This is a genomic window from Achromobacter sp. FW305-C-13, from assembly GCF_058783475.1.
In genome coordinates this window covers 112,478-128,320 of sequence record NZ_JBYSYN010000006.1, presented here as the reverse complement: position 1 = coordinate 128,320, position 15,843 = coordinate 112,478, and the positions used below count along the sequence as shown (strand labels likewise).

Annotated in this window: 15 protein-coding genes and 1 pseudogene; 5 read left to right on the top strand and 11 right to left on the bottom strand. The window is 64.7% G+C overall.

Translation table 11 applies throughout. From position 1 onward, the window contains the following. Position 1 precedes the first annotated feature (1 nt). The gene (locus tag AC3WMU_RS29080; protein WP_492283348.1) at positions 2–1,552 is read left to right on the top strand and encodes a sensor histidine kinase; all 1,551 of its coding nucleotides are present in this window, start codon (positions 2–4) and stop codon (positions 1,550–1,552) included. 45 nt (positions 1,553–1,597) lie between these two features. On the opposite strand, the gene AC3WMU_RS29075 is transcribed toward AC3WMU_RS29080, so the two are convergent. The 3 genes from AC3WMU_RS29075 to AC3WMU_RS29065 form a co-directional block, all read right to left on the bottom strand. Then, entirely contained in the window at positions 1,598–2,317 is a 720-nt protein-coding gene (locus tag AC3WMU_RS29075) for a response regulator transcription factor (protein ID WP_035212861.1), read from the bottom strand. Between the two features lie 214 nt (positions 2,318–2,531). Continuing rightward, positions 2,532–4,019 (bottom strand): protein adenylyltransferase SelO, encoded by a 1,488-nt coding sequence (locus tag AC3WMU_RS29070; protein ID WP_280029129.1) that lies wholly within the window; start codon positions 4,017–4,019, stop codon positions 2,532–2,534. Then, complete coding sequence (locus tag AC3WMU_RS29065; protein ID WP_006223948.1) at positions 4,016–4,387, bottom strand: DUF2069 domain-containing protein; 372 nt, start codon at positions 4,385–4,387, stop codon at positions 4,016–4,018. The genes AC3WMU_RS29070 and AC3WMU_RS29065 overlap by 4 nt, the downstream gene beginning before the upstream one ends. Positions 4,388–4,404: 17 nt before the next feature. On the opposite strand from AC3WMU_RS29065, the gene AC3WMU_RS29060 reads away from it, so the two are divergent. Beyond that, positions 4,405–5,718 (top strand): YihY family inner membrane protein, encoded by a 1,314-nt coding sequence (locus tag AC3WMU_RS29060; protein ID WP_035212862.1) that lies wholly within the window; start codon positions 4,405–4,407, stop codon positions 5,716–5,718. Between the two features lie 37 nt (positions 5,719–5,755). Beyond that, the gene (locus tag AC3WMU_RS29055; protein WP_035212863.1) at positions 5,756–6,214 is read left to right on the top strand and encodes a CBS domain-containing protein; all 459 of its coding nucleotides are present in this window, start codon (positions 5,756–5,758) and stop codon (positions 6,212–6,214) included. A gap of 52 nt (positions 6,215–6,266) precedes the next feature. On the opposite strand, the gene dusA is transcribed toward AC3WMU_RS29055, so the two are convergent. Then, entirely contained in the window at positions 6,267–7,283 is a 1,017-nt protein-coding gene (dusA, locus tag AC3WMU_RS29050; RefSeq protein ID WP_280029127.1) for a tRNA dihydrouridine(20/20a) synthase DusA, read from the bottom strand. Positions 7,284–7,467: 184 nt separating this feature from the next. Between dusA and AC3WMU_RS29045 the strand changes: the two genes are divergently transcribed. Continuing rightward, the gene (locus tag AC3WMU_RS29045; RefSeq protein WP_492283347.1) at positions 7,468–8,436 is read left to right on the top strand and encodes a homoserine kinase; all 969 of its coding nucleotides are present in this window, start codon (positions 7,468–7,470) and stop codon (positions 8,434–8,436) included. Positions 8,437–8,499: 63 nt separating this feature from the next. Next, the gene (locus tag AC3WMU_RS29040; protein ID WP_248293273.1) at positions 8,500–9,303 is read left to right on the top strand and encodes a BPSS1780 family membrane protein; all 804 of its coding nucleotides are present in this window, start codon (positions 8,500–8,502) and stop codon (positions 9,301–9,303) included. Positions 9,304–9,312: 9 nt separating this feature from the next. Here AC3WMU_RS29040 and AC3WMU_RS29035 read toward each other — a convergent pair. The 7 genes and pseudogenes from AC3WMU_RS29035 to AC3WMU_RS29005 form a co-directional block, all read right to left on the bottom strand. Further along, a pseudogene (locus AC3WMU_RS29035) lies at positions 9,313–9,474 on the bottom strand (DUF192 domain-containing protein); the annotation flags it as partial. Between the two features lie 65 nt (positions 9,475–9,539). Then, on the bottom strand, positions 9,540–10,409 hold the full coding sequence (locus AC3WMU_RS29030) for a type II secretion system F family protein (RefSeq protein ID WP_315136951.1): 870 nt from the start codon (positions 10,407–10,409) through the stop codon (positions 9,540–9,542). Positions 10,410–10,455: 46 nt separating this feature from the next. Continuing rightward, positions 10,456–11,301 (bottom strand): type II secretion system F family protein, encoded by an 846-nt coding sequence (locus AC3WMU_RS29025; protein ID WP_280029120.1) that lies wholly within the window; start codon positions 11,299–11,301, stop codon positions 10,456–10,458. Continuing rightward, complete coding sequence (locus tag AC3WMU_RS29020; protein WP_427937092.1) at positions 11,298–12,998, bottom strand: TadA family conjugal transfer-associated ATPase; 1,701 nt, start codon at positions 12,996–12,998, stop codon at positions 11,298–11,300. Before AC3WMU_RS29020 ends, AC3WMU_RS29025 begins: the two co-directional genes overlap by 4 nt. A 4-nt stretch (positions 12,999–13,002) precedes the next feature. Next, the gene (locus AC3WMU_RS29015; protein ID WP_492283346.1) at positions 13,003–14,367 is read right to left on the bottom strand and encodes a type II and III secretion system protein family protein; all 1,365 of its coding nucleotides are present in this window, start codon (positions 14,365–14,367) and stop codon (positions 13,003–13,005) included. Then, complete coding sequence (gene cpaB / locus AC3WMU_RS29010; protein ID WP_100220382.1) at positions 14,364–15,215, bottom strand: Flp pilus assembly protein CpaB; 852 nt, start codon at positions 15,213–15,215, stop codon at positions 14,364–14,366. Before cpaB ends, AC3WMU_RS29015 begins: the two co-directional genes overlap by 4 nt. After that, positions 15,212–15,784, bottom strand: coding sequence for a hypothetical protein (locus AC3WMU_RS29005; RefSeq protein WP_280029116.1), 573 nt, complete (start codon positions 15,782–15,784; stop codon positions 15,212–15,214). Before AC3WMU_RS29005 ends, cpaB begins: the two co-directional genes overlap by 4 nt. Positions 15,785–15,843 lie beyond the last annotated feature (59 nt).

The following is a 15,843-nucleotide window of genomic DNA, read 5'->3' as shown; positions in this document are numbered from 1 at the left end:
ATTGTTTCTTCGCACCCGCTGGCGTTTTCGCCATCGGCGTGCGCGACATGCCAATGCCGGACCGCGGGCAGCGTTATCGCGGTTTGAAGCGCTGCTATGCGCCCTGTCCTGCGGCCTGCTCTGGCCGGGTGCCGTTCTGGGCTATGGCCTCACCGGCTCTTACGAGGACATCCAGCTTGGCCTGACGGCCGGCGTCGCCATCGCCGGCGGCTTGGCATGCGCCGTCGCGTGGGGATACACCCGCGCATCCGTTTATGGCGCCGGCCTGGCCTTCATGCTGATCGAAGGCCTGTTCCGGTCATTGCCCGATTTGCTACCACCCGGCGCCTTGCAGGCGGGATCCTTTGCGGCCTTGTTGGCCTTGACCGCCCCATTGCTGTCGGGCCTGCCTTACGCCTCGAGGCTGGCGGCGGCCTGCCGCGGCCTGGGCATCGCACTGGCGGCCGTGGCGGCTTTGGCGCTGATCTTCGTTTATGAAACCGACAACGGCTCGATTCCAGCCCTGATCGCCGGACTGTGCGCGCTACTGAGCATCCCGCTTGCCATCTGGTTCGCGGCGCGCGCCGTCCTGCAGAAGAGCGGTCGCGGCGTGGCGCTGGCATTGACGGGGGCTTATGCGGCGTCGGCATGGATGCTGGGACACGATGCCTGGCAATCCAACGGTGCCGATACGGCAGGCACGCCCATCGAAATGGCGCGCCTGCTGCTGGTGGGCGGCGCCCTCTTGGGCCTGGCGCTAGCCCGCCAATCCCCGCTGCGCGCCGTCACAGGCCGCCCAGGACATGACCCGGCCGACGTGGAACACGTGGCCCAAGGCGAACTGCGACTGGCTGAACTGGCTGGGGCCCTGGACACGCAACGCCAGATGAACGCGCTGATTTCCCACGAACTGCGCGCGCCGCTGGCCACCATCAGCGCGGCCGCCCAATCGCTGGACATGATCCTGTCCGACAGCGGCGAGGCCGTAGACAACCGGCTGGCCCGCATTCACCGCTCGGTATCCCGGATGACCGAGCTGATGGACCAATTGCTGAATCAGGATCGCCTGGGCGAGCAGGCCTGGACTCCACGCGGCGAACAAACGGATCTGGCCGAGCTGGCTCGCGATGTCGTGACGGCGATGCAGCCTGATACGGCGCATGCCTTGATGATTCAAGGCAGCGGCAACCTGCCCGTCTATTGCGATCGCCCGCTGACCAGCGTCGTCGTGCGCAATCTGATCCACAACGCCATCAAGTATTCCCCCGCCAATGAGGCGGTCAGGATCGAAACCGGCCAAACTTGTTCCGACGGCGTGCAGATGGCGTGGTTGGCTGTCATTGACCGCGGCCCAGGGATCGGGGAAGAGGAACAGGCTCGCATCTTCGAGCCCCATTTCCGGCGCTCGGCGCACCGCGAAACCCAGGGCATGGGCATTGGCTTGTATCTGGCGCGCCGCATCTGCCAGAACCAGGGCGGTTCGCTGACCATGCAAAGCAAGGTCGGGGTAGGCACCCGTTTCATCATCACCCTGCCCGCCCAGGCCGCTGAGGCCCAGGCCCGGGCAAATTAGCCGGGCATGCGGGAACGCCGGGGAACGTCAGGCGGCGCCCGCGGCTCAGGCGGCGAAAACGTAGCCCTGGCCACGCACCGACAGCACTGGCAACTTCAGGCCGGCGCTTTGCGCTTTGGCACGCAGACGACTCACCAGCACGTCAATGCGGCGCAGTTCGAAGCCGCCCGGGCTGTCCGGCAGGAAGAGTTCGGCCAACACCTGGCGGCTGACCGCGCTTCCCGCCGCGTCCATCAACGCCACCAGAAAGGTCCGTTCCTGGGCGCTCAGGTGTAAGGAAGCGCCGTCGGGTGCCACCAGAATCCACCCACCGTCCTGCAAGGACCAGGTACTGTCCGCCGAGGCACGCGTTTCCGCGTCTGCCGGACGAGGCGCCTTGGCCAGACGCATGCGCCGAGCCAGGCTACGGATGACGGAGCTGAGCTCCAGCAGGTCCACCGGCTTGGTCATGTAGACGTCCGCGCCGCCTTCCAGGCCGCGTACGCGGTCTTCCAGGGCGCTGCGCCCGGTCAGCATGACAATGCCTACCGGACTCAATGCCCGCAGGCGGGTCGCCACGGAAAAACCATCTTCACCGGGTAGGTGCGCATCCAGGATAACGATGTCGCACGGCTGCTCCTGCAGGCGGCGATAAAACGCCGCAGCATTGTCACAAGCAAACGCCACCCGAAAACCATAGCCGCCCAGGCCTAATGCCAACTCCTCCCGGAAGTCGGCATCATCCTCAAGCAGACCGATACATAGCAAACCATCTGCGCCAGGCATATTCAGAGTGCTTTATATTGAAAATTGTCGACAAATGCCCCAAGGATGCAGCAAGCCATCCCGAGTGTCCCGCAGGCGACAATCTTACGAGATTTACAATGGAAACGAATGATTGCAGTGAAAAAAACCGCGATATTTCACTCTCTTTCACCCGTTTTTCATGTAAATCACAAGATCTTGGTATGCGTTTTGTTGCGATTACCGCTGAAACGCGTCAAGAAGAGCAGCTGACTTCAAGGCTACCCGCCCAATCCGGCGGCAGCCCAGCATAGCGCTCATACCCTGCCTGAGCTACGAACGGCGCCCGCAGCAGCTTCATCAACGTATCGATTTCGCTCACATCGCCGGCCTTTGCCGCCCGGATCGCCTCTTCCGCCAGATGGTTGCGCAGGACGTAAAGCGGATTGACACGGTTCATGGCCTGGGCCGTTTCCTCAGCCGGCCGGCCGTCTTCCGCGTGGCGGGCCAGCAGGCGGTCAAGCCAGGCGGCGGCGGCCTGACGGTCAATGAACAGATCCTGGAACGCGGCACGCTCACCCAGCACGGCGTCGGCCAGGCGACGCCAGGACAAGGTGAAATCAGCCTGATTGGCGTCCATCAGCTTGAGCAGGTCGTCTAGCAGCGCCTCATCGGCGGGCCGCCAGGCGGCCAAGCCCAGCTTGGCGCCCATGCGGTCGTGGAAAGCCCGGGTGAAAACCGCCTCGAACTCGTCCAGCACGGCGCGCAGGCCCTCGACATCCTGCACCAGCGCATGCAGGCTGCCGCCCAACCGGTACAGGTTCCAGAGCGCCACCGACGGTTGCCGGTTCCAGGAATAGCGCCCTTCGGAATCCGAATGATTGCAGACGTGCCCCAGACGGAAGCCGTCCATGAATCCATAGGGGCCGTAATCGAGCGTCAGCCCCAGGATGGACATATTGTCCGTATTCATCACGCCATGGCAGAAGCCCACGGCCTGCCAGTCCGCCATCAACAGCGCCGTCCGGCGGGTGACCGCGCGCAGCAGATTGATGTAGGGCGCGGTTTCGCTCAGGGGCTCACCCGTCGGCGATTCACGGCATTCAGGATAGAAGCGGTCGATGACGTAATCCGCCAACGTCTTGAGCAACTCAGGCTGGCGACGCGACGACCAATGTTCAAAAGAGCCGAACCGCACGAAACTGGGCGACATCCGCGTCACGATGGCGGCAGTCTCGACAGTTTCCCGCATGACCGGGTCATCGGACCCTACCAGCGCCAGCGCCCGCGTGGTGGGGATTCCCAACCCGTGCATGGCTTCGCTGGCCAGGTACTCCCGCACCGAGGAACGCAGCACCGCCCGCCCGTCGCCCATCCGCGAGTACGGCGTCATGCCGGCGCCCTTCAATTGCAGTTCCCAACCGCCGTCAGGCCCTTCGACTTCGCCCAGCAAGTGGGCACGCCCATCACCCAACTGGCCGGCCCATACGCCGAACTGATGCCCGCTGTAGACGGCCGCCAGTGTGTCCCCGCCGGGCAAGGGCTGCGAGCCAGAGAACACAGCAAGGAATTCCGGCGTGGACAACACTGCGGGGTCCAGCCCGATCAGCGCTGCCGCCTCGGCATTGGCGTGAAGCAGGCGCGGATGGTTCAGCCCCTGCGGCGTCAGCCGGGTATAGAACGCTTCGGGCAGTGCCGCAAATGAATTGACGGCATGCAGTTCGGACAGGGAATGAGAGGTCATGCGCGTTGGCTCCGGGCGGCCCGCTTGGCGGGGCGCACATAGAAAATGGCGCTAAGGAAGAAAGTGGCCGACAGGACGATCTCGCCCCACGCCATCAGCACGGAGAGCGGTGCCGGATCCGACATGGCGCGCACCGTGCCTTCCATCAGATACAGCAGCGACAGCATCGATGCCCACTGATAGGTATAGAGGTTGCCGCGCAGGATGCCGCGCAGAGGAAACGCGAGGGGCAGCGCTTTCAGCAGCATCCAGGAACCGCCCGGCCGCACCGGCGCCACCACGGTTTCCCAGGTGACGCACAAGACGATCAGGGCGAACAGTGAAACCGAGGCCAGCAGGCGCAAACGGGGGTTGAGTTCAGGGTTCATGCTGCTATTATCGCCTGATGAATCGCCCCGCCGAGCCTGTCGCCGCTACGCCGGCGGCCACCGAGCCCTCGACTTCGCGCTCTTCATGGGCCGCGAGGGCCGGACGCGTCTTCCGGTTCACGGTGCAGCGCGCCAACGAAGAAAAGTTGCTTCAGGTCGCCTCCAGCCTCACCTTCACCACGGTCCTGGCCATTGTGCCCATGCTGGCCGTGGTGCTGTCCTTGTTTACCGCGTTTCCGGTATTCCAGGAATTCCGCGTCGCCCTTGAAGACTTCCTGACCAACAGCCTGATGCCGCCGTCCGTCTCGGACAACATCATGGAATACCTGAACCAGTTCGCGCGCCAGGCCTCTCGCCTGACCGCCATTGGCGGTGCGTTCCTGCTGGTGACCTCCCTGCTGCTGATCATGACGATCGACCAGGCCTTCAACGACATCTGGCACGTGTCGCGCCAGCGCCCCCTGCCGCAGCGGGCGCTGGTGTACTGGGCCATCATCACGCTGGGGCCCGTCTTGGCGGGCGCCAGCCTGTGGGCCACCTCTTTCGTGGCCCGGGAATCGCTGGGATTGGTGGCGGACGTGCCCGAAGCTATCAGCGTCGCCATATCCTTCATCCCCCTGATCCTGACCGCGCTGGGTTTTGCCGCGCTGTTCGTCGTGGTGCCCAACCGCGAAGTGCTGTGGCGCGATGCGCTGGTGGGCGGCTGTGTAACGGCCATCGTCCTGGAAATCATGAAATCCGGGTTTGCCTATTACCTGACGCGATTTCCCACTTACACCATCATTTACGGGGCGTTTGCCACGCTGCCGATCTTCCTGCTGTGGATCTACCTGTCGTGGCTGGCCGTGCTGCTGGGCGCCACGCTGGCCTCCAGCGCACCGCTGATCCGGCTGGGTCGCTGGGAGATCAACCGCTACGCAGGCGCGCAATTCGTCGACGCCCTGGATGCGCTGCGCGCCCTGCGCCGCGTGCAGTCCGCCAATCCGCCCGGCTTGCCCGCCAATGAGCTGGCCTCGCAATTGCACCTGCACCAGGACGAATTGAACGAGGTCCTGGAAACGCTGAACACCATGGGTCTGGCCACGCGCAGCCCCGAAGACAACTGGGTCTTGACCTGCGATGCGCGCGAAACCTCGTTGGCGCCGGTCGTGGACAATTTCCTGCTGGACCGCACTCAGCGCCGCGTCCGCGACGATCCCGAGATATTGCGAGTCGCTTCCGCCGTAATTTCCCAGCAAAATACGCCTACGCTGGAAGAACTGTGCGGAGAAGCGCAGAATACCGAAAATGGAATCGCTCCAATATTGCAATTGGAAGCGAACAAGAAATAGCAAATGCATTCGGGCGTAGTCCGCCCAGGAGGAACCGATGTTGAAGGTCAGCGAGATTTTGCGCGTCAAGGGCGATACGCTCTATACGGCGTCGCCCGACATGCCTGTGTCCCAGGCCGTGCAAACCATGAGCGAGCAGGACATAGGTTCGCTGGTGATCATGGAATTCGGCACCCTGACCGGCATGCTCACGTTCCGCGAAATCATCCGGCACATGCACGCCCATGGCGGGGCCGGCGAAACGACCATCCGTTCAATCATGGATGACGCCCCGGTCAGCGTGTCGCCCAACACCAGCGCCGACGAAGTGCAGCGCCTGATGCTGGAAAAGCACGCGCGCTACATTCCGGTCATGGACGGCCCGACCCTGATGGGCGTGATTTCGTTCTACGACATGGCCCAAGCCATCGTGGCGGCCCAGCAGTTCGAAAACAACATGCTCAAGGCCTACATCCGCGATTGGCCCACGGAAAGCGCCGAACCGGCCAAGACCTGACCGCGTTCCGGGACAGCCCCGCGGCGCCCGCCGCAGTCGCTATCTCTTTGGCCTACACCCCTGCCGGCGCCGCTTCGAATGCGGCGCCGCGCATTTCTGGCGCCTGCCGCTGGCTACGCCAGGCGTCATAGATCAGTTCGGGGTTATTGGCGGCAAGCAGCGCCGGATCCGACAGCATGCGGCGCCAGCGGCGCGCGCCCGACTGCCCGTTCACCAGGCCCAGCATTGGCCGGGTCATCACGCGTAACGGCACACCCTTGGCAACCTGGCGCGCCGCGTATTCGGTCATGGCATCTACCACTTGCGCGTCGCTGGGCAACCGTACGGACGGCCACAACTGCAACGACACTTCGGACAGCACGCGCGGGGTGTGCCAAGCGGCCCGGCCCAGCATCACGCCGTCAAACTCGTCCGCAGCCCGGACAGACTGTTCGGCATCGGCAAGACCGCCATTCAGCACAAATGTGCAATCCGGGAAGTCCACCTTCAGCTGCTTGACCACGTCATAGCGCAGCGGCGGAATTTCGCGGTTGTCCTTGGGCGACAGGCCCTTGAGCACCGCATTGCGGGCATGGGCGATGAAGACCCGGCATCCCGTGTCGTAGATCTTGCCCACGAAATCCCGGACGAACGCGTAGGATTCCTCGTAGTCCAGCCCCAGGCGGTGCTTGACGGTGACCGGGATATCCACGGCGTCCTGCATGGCTTTCATGCAGTCGGCCACCAGCGCCGGTTCCGCCATCAGGCAGGCCCCGAAAGCGCCCTTCTGCACGCGTTCCGAAGGGCACCCGCAATTCAGGTTGATCTCGTCATAGCCCCATTGCCGGCCCAGCTTGGCGGACTGCGCCAAGGCGTCGGGCTCGCTGCCACCCAACTGCAGGGCGACCGGATGCTCGGCTTCGTCGAAATCGAGGTGCCGCGAAACGCTGCCGTGCAGCAGCGCGCCCGTGGTGATCATTTCCGTATACAAGCGTGCGCGGGGGGCCAGCAGCCGATGGAAATAGCGGCAGTGGCGGTCGGTCACGTCAATCATCGGGGCGACGCACAGCCGCCAGTCGGGGGAGTCCAAGAATCACTCTACAAAACAAGGGGATGCGGTATTTTACGGGCTTAGCGGCATTATGTCCGGCAGGCGAATGCGCCCGCGTCCGGCCGATCACCGTAACCCCGCCCGCTATGTGGTCTAAAATTGCGCCGCCGCCGCCGCACAGGCGTAGCCAAGCGTCCGTTAACCCCCTCACCCCTCTATATCAATGGCCGTATTCACTCCCGTCTCCGACGACGACGCGCGCGCCCTCCTGGCGCAATTCGACCTGGGCGAGCTTGTCTCGCTTCGAGGGATTACGGCCGGTATCGAGAACACCAATTACTTCCTGTACACGACCCAGGGCGAATACGTCCTGACGCTGTTCGAAGTTCTCACGCACGCCCAACTGCCGTTCTACATCGAACTGATGTACCACCTGGCCCAGCGCGGCATCCCGGTGCCGCAGCCCCAGAATTTGCGTGACGGCACGCGCCTGACGACGCTGCACGGCAAGCCCTGCGCCATCGTTTCGCGCCTGCCCGGCGGCTACGAACCCGCTCCCGGGGCCGCCCATTGCGCCCTCGCCGGCGCCACCTTGGCGCGCGCCCACCTGGCCGCCCAGGACTTCCCCATCCACCAGCCCAATCTGCGCGGCCTGTCCTGGTGGCTGGAAACGGCTCCCAAGGTCATGCCGTTCCTGGACGCCGGCCAAGCCCAACTGCTTCGTTCCGAACTGGCTGCCCAAGAGGCTGCGGTGAACACCCCCGCCTGGCAGGCACTGCAGACCGGCCCGGCCCATTGCGACCTCTTCCGCGACAATGTGCTGTTCGCCGGCACGTTCGAAGATCCGCTGATGGGCGGCATCATCGACTTCTACTTCGCCGGTTGCGATACCTGGCTGTTCGACGTGGCGGTCAGCGTCAATGACTGGTGCATCGACCGCGACACCGGGGAATTCATCCCCGAACTGGTGCAGTCCTGGTTGACCGCCTATGCCCAGGTCCGGCCGTTTACGGACGCCGAACGCGAGGTCTGGCCCGTGATGCTGCGCGCCGCCGCGCTACGCTTCTGGGTCTCCCGTCTGTACGACTTTTTCCTGCCCCGGCCAGCTCAAACGCTTAAACCTCACGACCCGCGGCACTTCGAAAGAGTGTTGCAAGCACGCCACCGCCCGGGCTTGCCAATATTGCCGTAACCGTTATGCCCCCCATAATGGGGTTAGCGCGTCCCTTTTGAGAGATCACCCCTTCAGAGAGCCATGCAAGCAGCATTCCTACCCGCGACATCCGGCTGGCACTGGGTCCGAGACGGCTTCCGTCTGTTCCGCAAACAACCTCTGGCCATGTTCACCTGGGCCATGTTCATCAGCCTTCTGGTCGTCTTCGCCAGCGCGACGCCCCCGGTCGGACCGATCCTGGTCGTGGCGCTCATGCCCATCATCACCCTCATGACGCTTTCCGCGTGCAAGCACGTGGATGCCGACCGCGTAATGCTGCCATCCATGTGGGGCAAGCCCCTGAAGCAACCCGGCGTCTTCCGGAAGCTGTTCCTGATGGGCCTGTTGTATGCGGGCTTGAGCATGGTGGCCGGCCTGCTGACCTTCCTGCCCTTCATGGATTCGATGGCCGAGGCCTACCGCATCGCGTCCGTTGAACGTTCGCTGGATCCCATCCTGATGGCCATGCGTGTTCCGCTGACCATCTTCGCGATCATCTACGTCGTGATTGCCGCGCTGTTCTGGCATGCGCCGGTACTGGTGGCCTGGCACGGTCTGCGCCTGATCCAGGCGCTGTTCTTCTCCGGCATCGCCTGCTGGCGCAACAAGTGGCCCTTCCTGGTGTACGGCGCCACGTGGGCCCTGGTGTTCCTGTTCATTGACCTGTGCGCCGGCTTGCTGGTCACGATGGGCCTGTCGCCCCAATTCGCCGGCACGCTGCAAATCCCGTTCAACATCGCGGCGGGCGGCGTTCTGTATTGCAGCTTCTATCCTGCCTATACCTCCGTATTCGGCATCGATCGCGCCAGCTCGCATCTCGACAACGGCCACAGCGCCGAAGCATAGGGCAACGCGGCAGGGCGCAAGCGCCCTGCGTACGCCCATCACCCGCAGATCCCGCGACACGAACGCCACATCGATGGCGTAGCGCATGCCAAAGGTATGCACGCCGGCACACGGCGTCAGCAAGATGCCGGACCGCCGCCCAGGCGGCCGGCGGCCAAGCAGGCCACGCATCCGGCCGCACCAGCTCGCCACACGTAGAAGTCTCAACCGGTCCAACGGCAATACAGGGCGGCCGTTCATTGCACGCTTTGAAGCAGCTGGACGGCAATCGGAAACGCCAGCACGATGAAAGTGCAGGGAAAAATGCATCCGATCAGGGGCAGCAACATCTTCACCGGCGCCTGCATGGCCAACTGCTCTGCCCGGACATGGCGGTCGCTGCGGCACTGCGCGGCCTGCGCGCGCAGCACCGGCCCCAGGCTGATGCCCAACGATTCCGCCTGCGCCAAGGCGGCGGCCCAATTCCGCGCAAGCGGACTATTGCAACGGTCGGCCAAGGCCTTGATCGCCGCCGCCCTGGAAACTCCTGCACGCATCTCGGCCAACGCATCGGCAAGTCCGTCCCGCAGGGCCCCGCGCGGACCGCTTTGCGCGGCCATCTGCAGTGCACCCTGGACGCTCAAGCCCGCCTCCACGCACAGTGTCATCATGTCGAATACGAAGGGCAAATCCCTTTCGATGCTGCGGCGGCGCTTTTCCCCCAGGCCGCGTAGCCAGAGCCCAGGGGCCACACCGGCCGCCAATGCTGCGGCAAGCATCCAAGGCACCCAGGCCAAGGGCGCGGGATCGGCAAGCGCCGCAATTGCCGCGGCGAGTCCTCCCGCGCCTGCGCCAGCGCTGGCACACAGTGCCGCCATGTGGGCATAGCTCACCCCAGCCGGCAAAGCAGCTTGCTCGATCGCCCGCGTCAACCGGATGCGCAAGCGCCACGAGCACAATGGCCCCACCCAAGGAGCTACTGCCGACACCCAGGGCCAGGCGGCCCGCCACCACCACGGCAACGCGGCGGCGGCATCCTGCTCGCCCCGCAGCAGCGGGCGCAGGGCAAACCACGTCAGCCAGCCAACACCCAACGCCGACGTCAACATACCCAGGTACAACCACATTGCGGCCTCCTTCGATGACCTAGCCGGGATCGAAATCCCTGAGGGATCAGATATCGATTCGGATGATGCGCCGGATCAACACTATCCCGGCGGTTTCCAGCACCGCCACGATGGCCAGCACGCCCCACCCCATCGGCGTATGCCATAGCAACCCCATGATTTCCGGCTCCAGCCGGTCCAGCACCGCCAGCAGCAGCAAAGGCAGCGCACCAACGATCCAGGCCTGCAACCGCCCTTGGGACGTCAGCGCCCGCAACTTCGCCTGCAACTGCAACTGCGCCCGCAAGGTCTGCGCAATGCTCTCCAGTGCTTCGGCCAGGTTTCCGCCCGTCTGCGCGGCAATCCGCATGGCGGCCACCACCAGCGAAGTGGAATCTGCCGGCATCCGGGCATGCAGGTTCTCTAGCGCGGCATCCCACGGCACGCCCATGCGCTGCTCTCGCAGCATCAAACCGAATTCCTGCGCCAGCGGTGCGCTGCTCTGCTCCACAACGTGCCGCAATCCCGTCGCCAGCGCGACACCCGCACGCAAGGCCGACGCCAACATCAGCAACGCCATCGGCAACTGCTGTTCGAAGCGATCCGCTCGCCTTCGTCGCAGCCTATCGACCGTCCAGCGGGGCACCCGGGATGCAAGCCCTGCCGCCAGGGCCGCCACCACGCCGCTGCCCGTCAAAGACAACGCCAGCCCCGCCGCTAGCAGCGCGCACGCCACCGCGGCCGCCCATAGCTGCGCGGGATCGATGAACAAGAACACTTCACTCAGGCGAACGCCGGCATCCTGGGTATAAAACTCGCGGTAGCGGCGCAAGGCGGGCGTGAACCAGCCCTGGGCATGCCAGGCCAGAATTGCCACGCAACACATCGCGCCGCCCGCAGCCAGCCAGATCATGCCAAGCCCTGCGCAACGTTCGTCGCGATGGGCGGCGTACCCCTGGCCTCCGTAAACCAGGCAGGGTCCAAGGACACGCCTTCATCACTCCATTCCCGGGCAAAGCCGGGCAACGCGCCACATCCCTGAAAGCCCGCCGCACGGTCATACCGGAAGAGTTCCAGCAGTTGTATACGACCGCTTTCCATTCCCGCGACTTCCACAATCGACATCACCACGCGCCGCCCATCCGCCAACCGGGCCTGCTGCACCACTAGATCCACGCTGGCAGCAATGTGTTCACGCACGGCGGATAAGGGCAGATCCAGGCCCGCCATCAGAATCATCGATTCCAGCCGGCCCAGGGCATCGCGCGGAGAATTCGCGTGCAGGGTCGTCAACGAACCCTCATGTCCGGTGTTCATGGCCGTCAACATGTCGAATGCCTCGGCGCCCCGGCACTCACCGACGACGATCCGGTCCGGCCGCATGCGCAGCGCGTTGCGCACCAGTTCGCGGATATCGATGTGTCCGCGCCCCTCCTGATTGGCGGGGCGTGCCTCCAGGGCCACCAGGTGATCGTGGTTCAGGCGCAACTCCGCCGCGTCCTCGATGGTGACGACCCGTTCGCCGTCCGGAATCTCGTTTGAAAGGATGTTCAGCAAGGTCGTCTTGCCGGAACCGGTTCCTCCCGACACCACCAGGCTTTTGCGCATCCGCACGCAAAGCGCGAGGAATTGCGCCATGCCCTCGCTGAGCGACGCCGCCGCAATCAGATCGGCCATCTTGGGCCGGCGTTGCGGAAACTTGCGGATGGTCAGGCTTGCCCCTTTCATGGCGACCGGCGGGATGATCGCGTGCACGCGCGACCCATCCGGCAGACGGGCGTCCACCATGGGGGAGCTCTCGTCAATGCGTCTGCCCAGTGGCGTCACGATGCGTTCGATCACCCAACGTACGGACTGCTCGCTGGTGAAGGCCGCCGGATGCCGCCACAACCGCCCTGCGCGCTCGACATAGATCTCGTCGTAGCGGTTGACCATGATTTCGGTAATGTCAGGCGCCGCCAGCAAAGGCTCAAGTGGCCCCAGACCGACCGCTTCGTCCAGCACCTCGCGGCACAACGACGCCTTGTCCACATCGCTGGCCAAATCCGCATCCTTGGCAACGATCTGGGTCAGCAAGCGTTCGGCCTCTGCACGCAACGTGCCATCGCTCATGCCCGCCACATCGCGCCGGCGTAAATCCAGCCCCTCCAGCAACGCGCCGTGCAAGCGCCGCCGTTCCTGAAGCCGCTCGTGAAGCCGTTGCGGCGGTGCAGGCTGCGCGGGTGTCGACGTCTGCGCGGCGTTTGCTGGCTGCGCAGCAATCAGCGTGACAAGATCGTGCGGTTCTCTTGCCTGCGCATCGGCCGGCGGAACGGCACCGGATGAGGCCCACTGCACCCGCAAGCGACAAGGGCCGATCAGGATGTCGTCATCGGGCAGTACCGGCGCATGACGCACCACTCGCACGCCATTGACCATCGTGCCGGCCAGCGTACCCAGGTCTTCCAGGACAATATTCGCGTCCTCGCGCACCAGGCGGGCGTGCTGCCGCCCGACTCGCCAGTTCGAGATGCGCAGACCGCATTGCGCCCCCCGCCCGATCAACACCGGCGCCGCGGCAGCCAAACGACGAACGCCGGCATCTTCGAAAGTCATTTCAATATCAAGCATCGCCTTACTCACGAAGAAGGGTTCGAGTCGTGTCGTCGCGGGATGTCCATTGAGACCCAGCCCCCGAATAGGGATCCCAACCGCCTGCCACTGACGGCACTGCCGTGCCCAACCGAGGGGGTTCCGGGAACGTGGCGTCCAGGACCTCGCGGCCACGACGTACGCGCTCTGCCAAAGCAGGTTCGCTTTGCGACACGATCTTGGGCGTGACGAAAATCGCCAACTCGGTTTCGCGCTGTTGATAGCGCCGAGACGAGAACAATGCGCCCAGAATCGGAATGTTCTGCAGCCAGGGCAACCCGCTGACCTCCTCGGTGTTCTCGCGCGACAGGAAGCCGCCAATCACCAGCGTATTGCCCGACCGCACGTTGAACTCGGTCGATGCTCGGCGCGTGCGCAATGCCGGGCCGCCCGCCACGCTCAGCGAGGAATCCACGGAACTGGCCTCTACCTCGATCAAGGACCGAATGACGCCATTGCGGTCGATGCGTGGCGTGATGCTGAGCGATACGCCATACGGCTTGAACAGCGTCGTAGGATTGCCGCGTGCATCGGTGGACACGTAGGGCACCTCGCCACCCGCCAGGAAGGTCGCGCTGGCACCGCTGCGCGCAAGCAGTTGCGGCTGCGCCAGCATCACGGCCTCGCCGGTTTGTGCCAGGGCGGCGATACGGGCGGACAAGAGCGCATTCACGCCGAAGTAACCTGCAGCGGCCGATACCGGCCCGGCGGTTTCAATCACCGATTCGCCCGGCCGGGTCATCCGGCCAAGCGCCCCCGCATCCCAAGCCAGGCCCGCGTTCATCCCTCCTTGCGTCACGCCGTCCCAGCGCACGCCAAACTCGCGCAATCGGGAGGTGGGTATTTCCACCACCTGCACGTCCAGCAAGACCATGCGGTCCCACCCCACCTGCCCGGTAAAATCCAGAACGGCGGGATAGCGTTCCGCCAAGGCGGCGATGCGGGCTCGGTCATCGTCGGACAAGTCGTCGCCCTCGATCAGGATGCGGCCTCCCACGCTGGTGCTGCGCGCACCGGGGATACGGGCCAGCAACGCTTCGACTTCGGCCCGCAGGCGCGGTGCGCCAGCGGCGACCACCCGCAATTCGTAGGCCGTCGTCCGTCCCTTCGCGGTCCAGACGTGCACCGACGACACGCCTTCCGCCCGGGCAAAGATCACGACGTCTCGGCCTTCCGCTGCGACGGCGCTCAGCACTTGCCCGTTGCCGATGGCCACCCTCTTCACGCCGGGGTGCGGCAAGACGCGGGTTTCGCCCACTTGAAGCTCCAGCACTTCCATCTGGCCCCAGGCTACCGCCCCCCATAGGGACAGGCACACTGCGCCGAAGATCAACACGATGCGTTTCATGGCCGCCCCGATTCGAAGCCGGCCATTGCGGCGTGCCCGGCGGGAGCAACGAGGGCCTGCGCATCCACCCGGTCCCCGTACAGGATGGCCACGCCGGGAATGGGTTCAGGCTCGGGATCCAGCCCGACCAGCGTTGCCAGATCCGTCTGGGCCGATGCCTTCACCGCCCCGGCATCGTCACGATGACGCAGCATGGCCGTCAGGGTTCCCGATTGTCTGGCTGCGACAAAGCGAACCGCTTCGTCCGGATCGGCTGCCAACGTGATGTTGCCTGCGCCGGAGCCATCAGGATCGGTCTCTGCGCCCACGGTCAGCACCCGCATGCCCTGCAGCAACGGAACGGTGAGCTCGCGCTGGCGATGAGAGAAGCTCACGTAGATATCGATCAGATCGCCAGCGCGCAGCATCTCGGCCAAGCCGCCCAAATCGCCGGCGGCAACCGTCAGCGCCCGCTGGCCAGCCCGAAGCCGCGACGCCAGCGCGGGCGCTGGCGCCGTAAAGGTCAGATGAGTCTTCAGCAAAGGTTCGCCATGCGCCACGTCCGCCACCAGGGTTGCGCCAAGCAGGCTACTCAGATCCAGCGGATCCAGGCTTGCGCTGGATGCCCACTGCGCGGGGATTTCACGCACTGCCAGATGCATCTCTTCCAGACTAGTGCCCGCGGGCAAGTCATAGGCTGCGACCAGGCGTTCGACGACGGGCGTGCGCGCTTGCGCCTCCAGGGCCTGAACCCGCTGCTGCACGTGCTCGCGCACCGCCCACGCCGACACCAGGCCAGCCACCAACGCCAGCCCATAAACGCCCACACGGCGCAACCGCCGCATGCCATGGATAAGCAGGGCCTTCACGATGCCCACCCCCTGACGCGAATACCGCTGCCGGTATCAAGGGGCACCACGGAAACCTGCAGGCGCTGGCTACCTCGCGCCCAGGATTGGGTATCACCGTCCCCCCGCAAACGCTGCCACCCCTCCCGCAATAGGCCCGTGTCCAGCAAGGACATCATCCGCGTGGGCGTCATCGCATGTTGCCAGATCCGCTCGGACACCCTGACGTTCTTATCCATGACGGCAACATCCAAGCGCAGCCGTGCCCCTTCCGGCAACCACGCAGGGGCGGGGGATGCAGGCGAGGCGCGTAGACGCAGCGAAGAAATACTGCCGACCGTACGCCCTGGGCCGGCATCTTCCATCTGCGCCACCCATTGCTCATCACCGATCTGCCCGGAAAGGATCAGTTGGCCGGGCAACACATTCAAATCCGCCAATGCGGATTGCTGCCCGGACAGGACGCGCACCAGATCCGGCGCCTTCATCGGCACATCAAACACCACGACCTGCGCGGCTTGGCCGTACAGCCACAAACGTTCGGCCAGCACCGCATGCCGGGAACCTTCAGGAAAGCGCAACCGGCTCAAGGACGCTGCGGCAGGCTTCGTCCCGATCCCATCCGTCGCTAAGGCCATTGCGGGAGCCA

Bases quoted from the DNA above. Each gene is read 5' to 3' on its own strand.
- AC3WMU_RS29075 (WP_035212861.1), bottom strand. From the start codon at position 2,317: ATGCCTGGCGCAGATGGTTTGCTATGTATCGGTCTGCTTGAGGATGAT.
- AC3WMU_RS29070 (WP_280029129.1), bottom strand. From the start codon at position 4,019: ATGACCTCTCATTCCCTGTCCGAACTGCATGCCGTCAATTCATTTGCG.
- AC3WMU_RS29065 (WP_006223948.1), bottom strand. From the start codon at position 4,387: ATGAACCCTGAACTCAACCCCCGTTTGCGCCTGCTGGCCTCGGTTTCA.
- AC3WMU_RS29060 (WP_035212862.1), top strand. From the start codon at position 4,405: ATGAATCGCCCCGCCGAGCCTGTCGCCGCTACGCCGGCGGCCACCGAG.
- AC3WMU_RS29055 (WP_035212863.1), top strand. From the start codon at position 5,756: ATGTTGAAGGTCAGCGAGATTTTGCGCGTCAAGGGCGATACGCTCTAT.
- AC3WMU_RS29045 (WP_492283347.1), top strand. From the start codon at position 7,468: ATGGCCGTATTCACTCCCGTCTCCGACGACGACGCGCGCGCCCTCCTG.
- AC3WMU_RS29040 (WP_248293273.1), top strand. From the start codon at position 8,500: ATGCAAGCAGCATTCCTACCCGCGACATCCGGCTGGCACTGGGTCCGA.
- AC3WMU_RS29030 (WP_315136951.1), bottom strand. From the start codon at position 10,409: ATGTGGTTGTACCTGGGTATGTTGACGTCGGCGTTGGGTGTTGGCTGG.
- AC3WMU_RS29025 (WP_280029120.1), bottom strand. From the start codon at position 11,301: ATGATCTGGCTGGCTGCGGGCGGCGCGATGTGTTGCGTGGCAATTCTG.
- AC3WMU_RS29020 (WP_427937092.1), bottom strand. From the start codon at position 12,998: ATGCTTGATATTGAAATGACTTTCGAAGATGCCGGCGTTCGTCGTTTG.
- AC3WMU_RS29015 (WP_492283346.1), bottom strand. From the start codon at position 14,367: ATGAAACGCATCGTGTTGATCTTCGGCGCAGTGTGCCTGTCCCTATGG.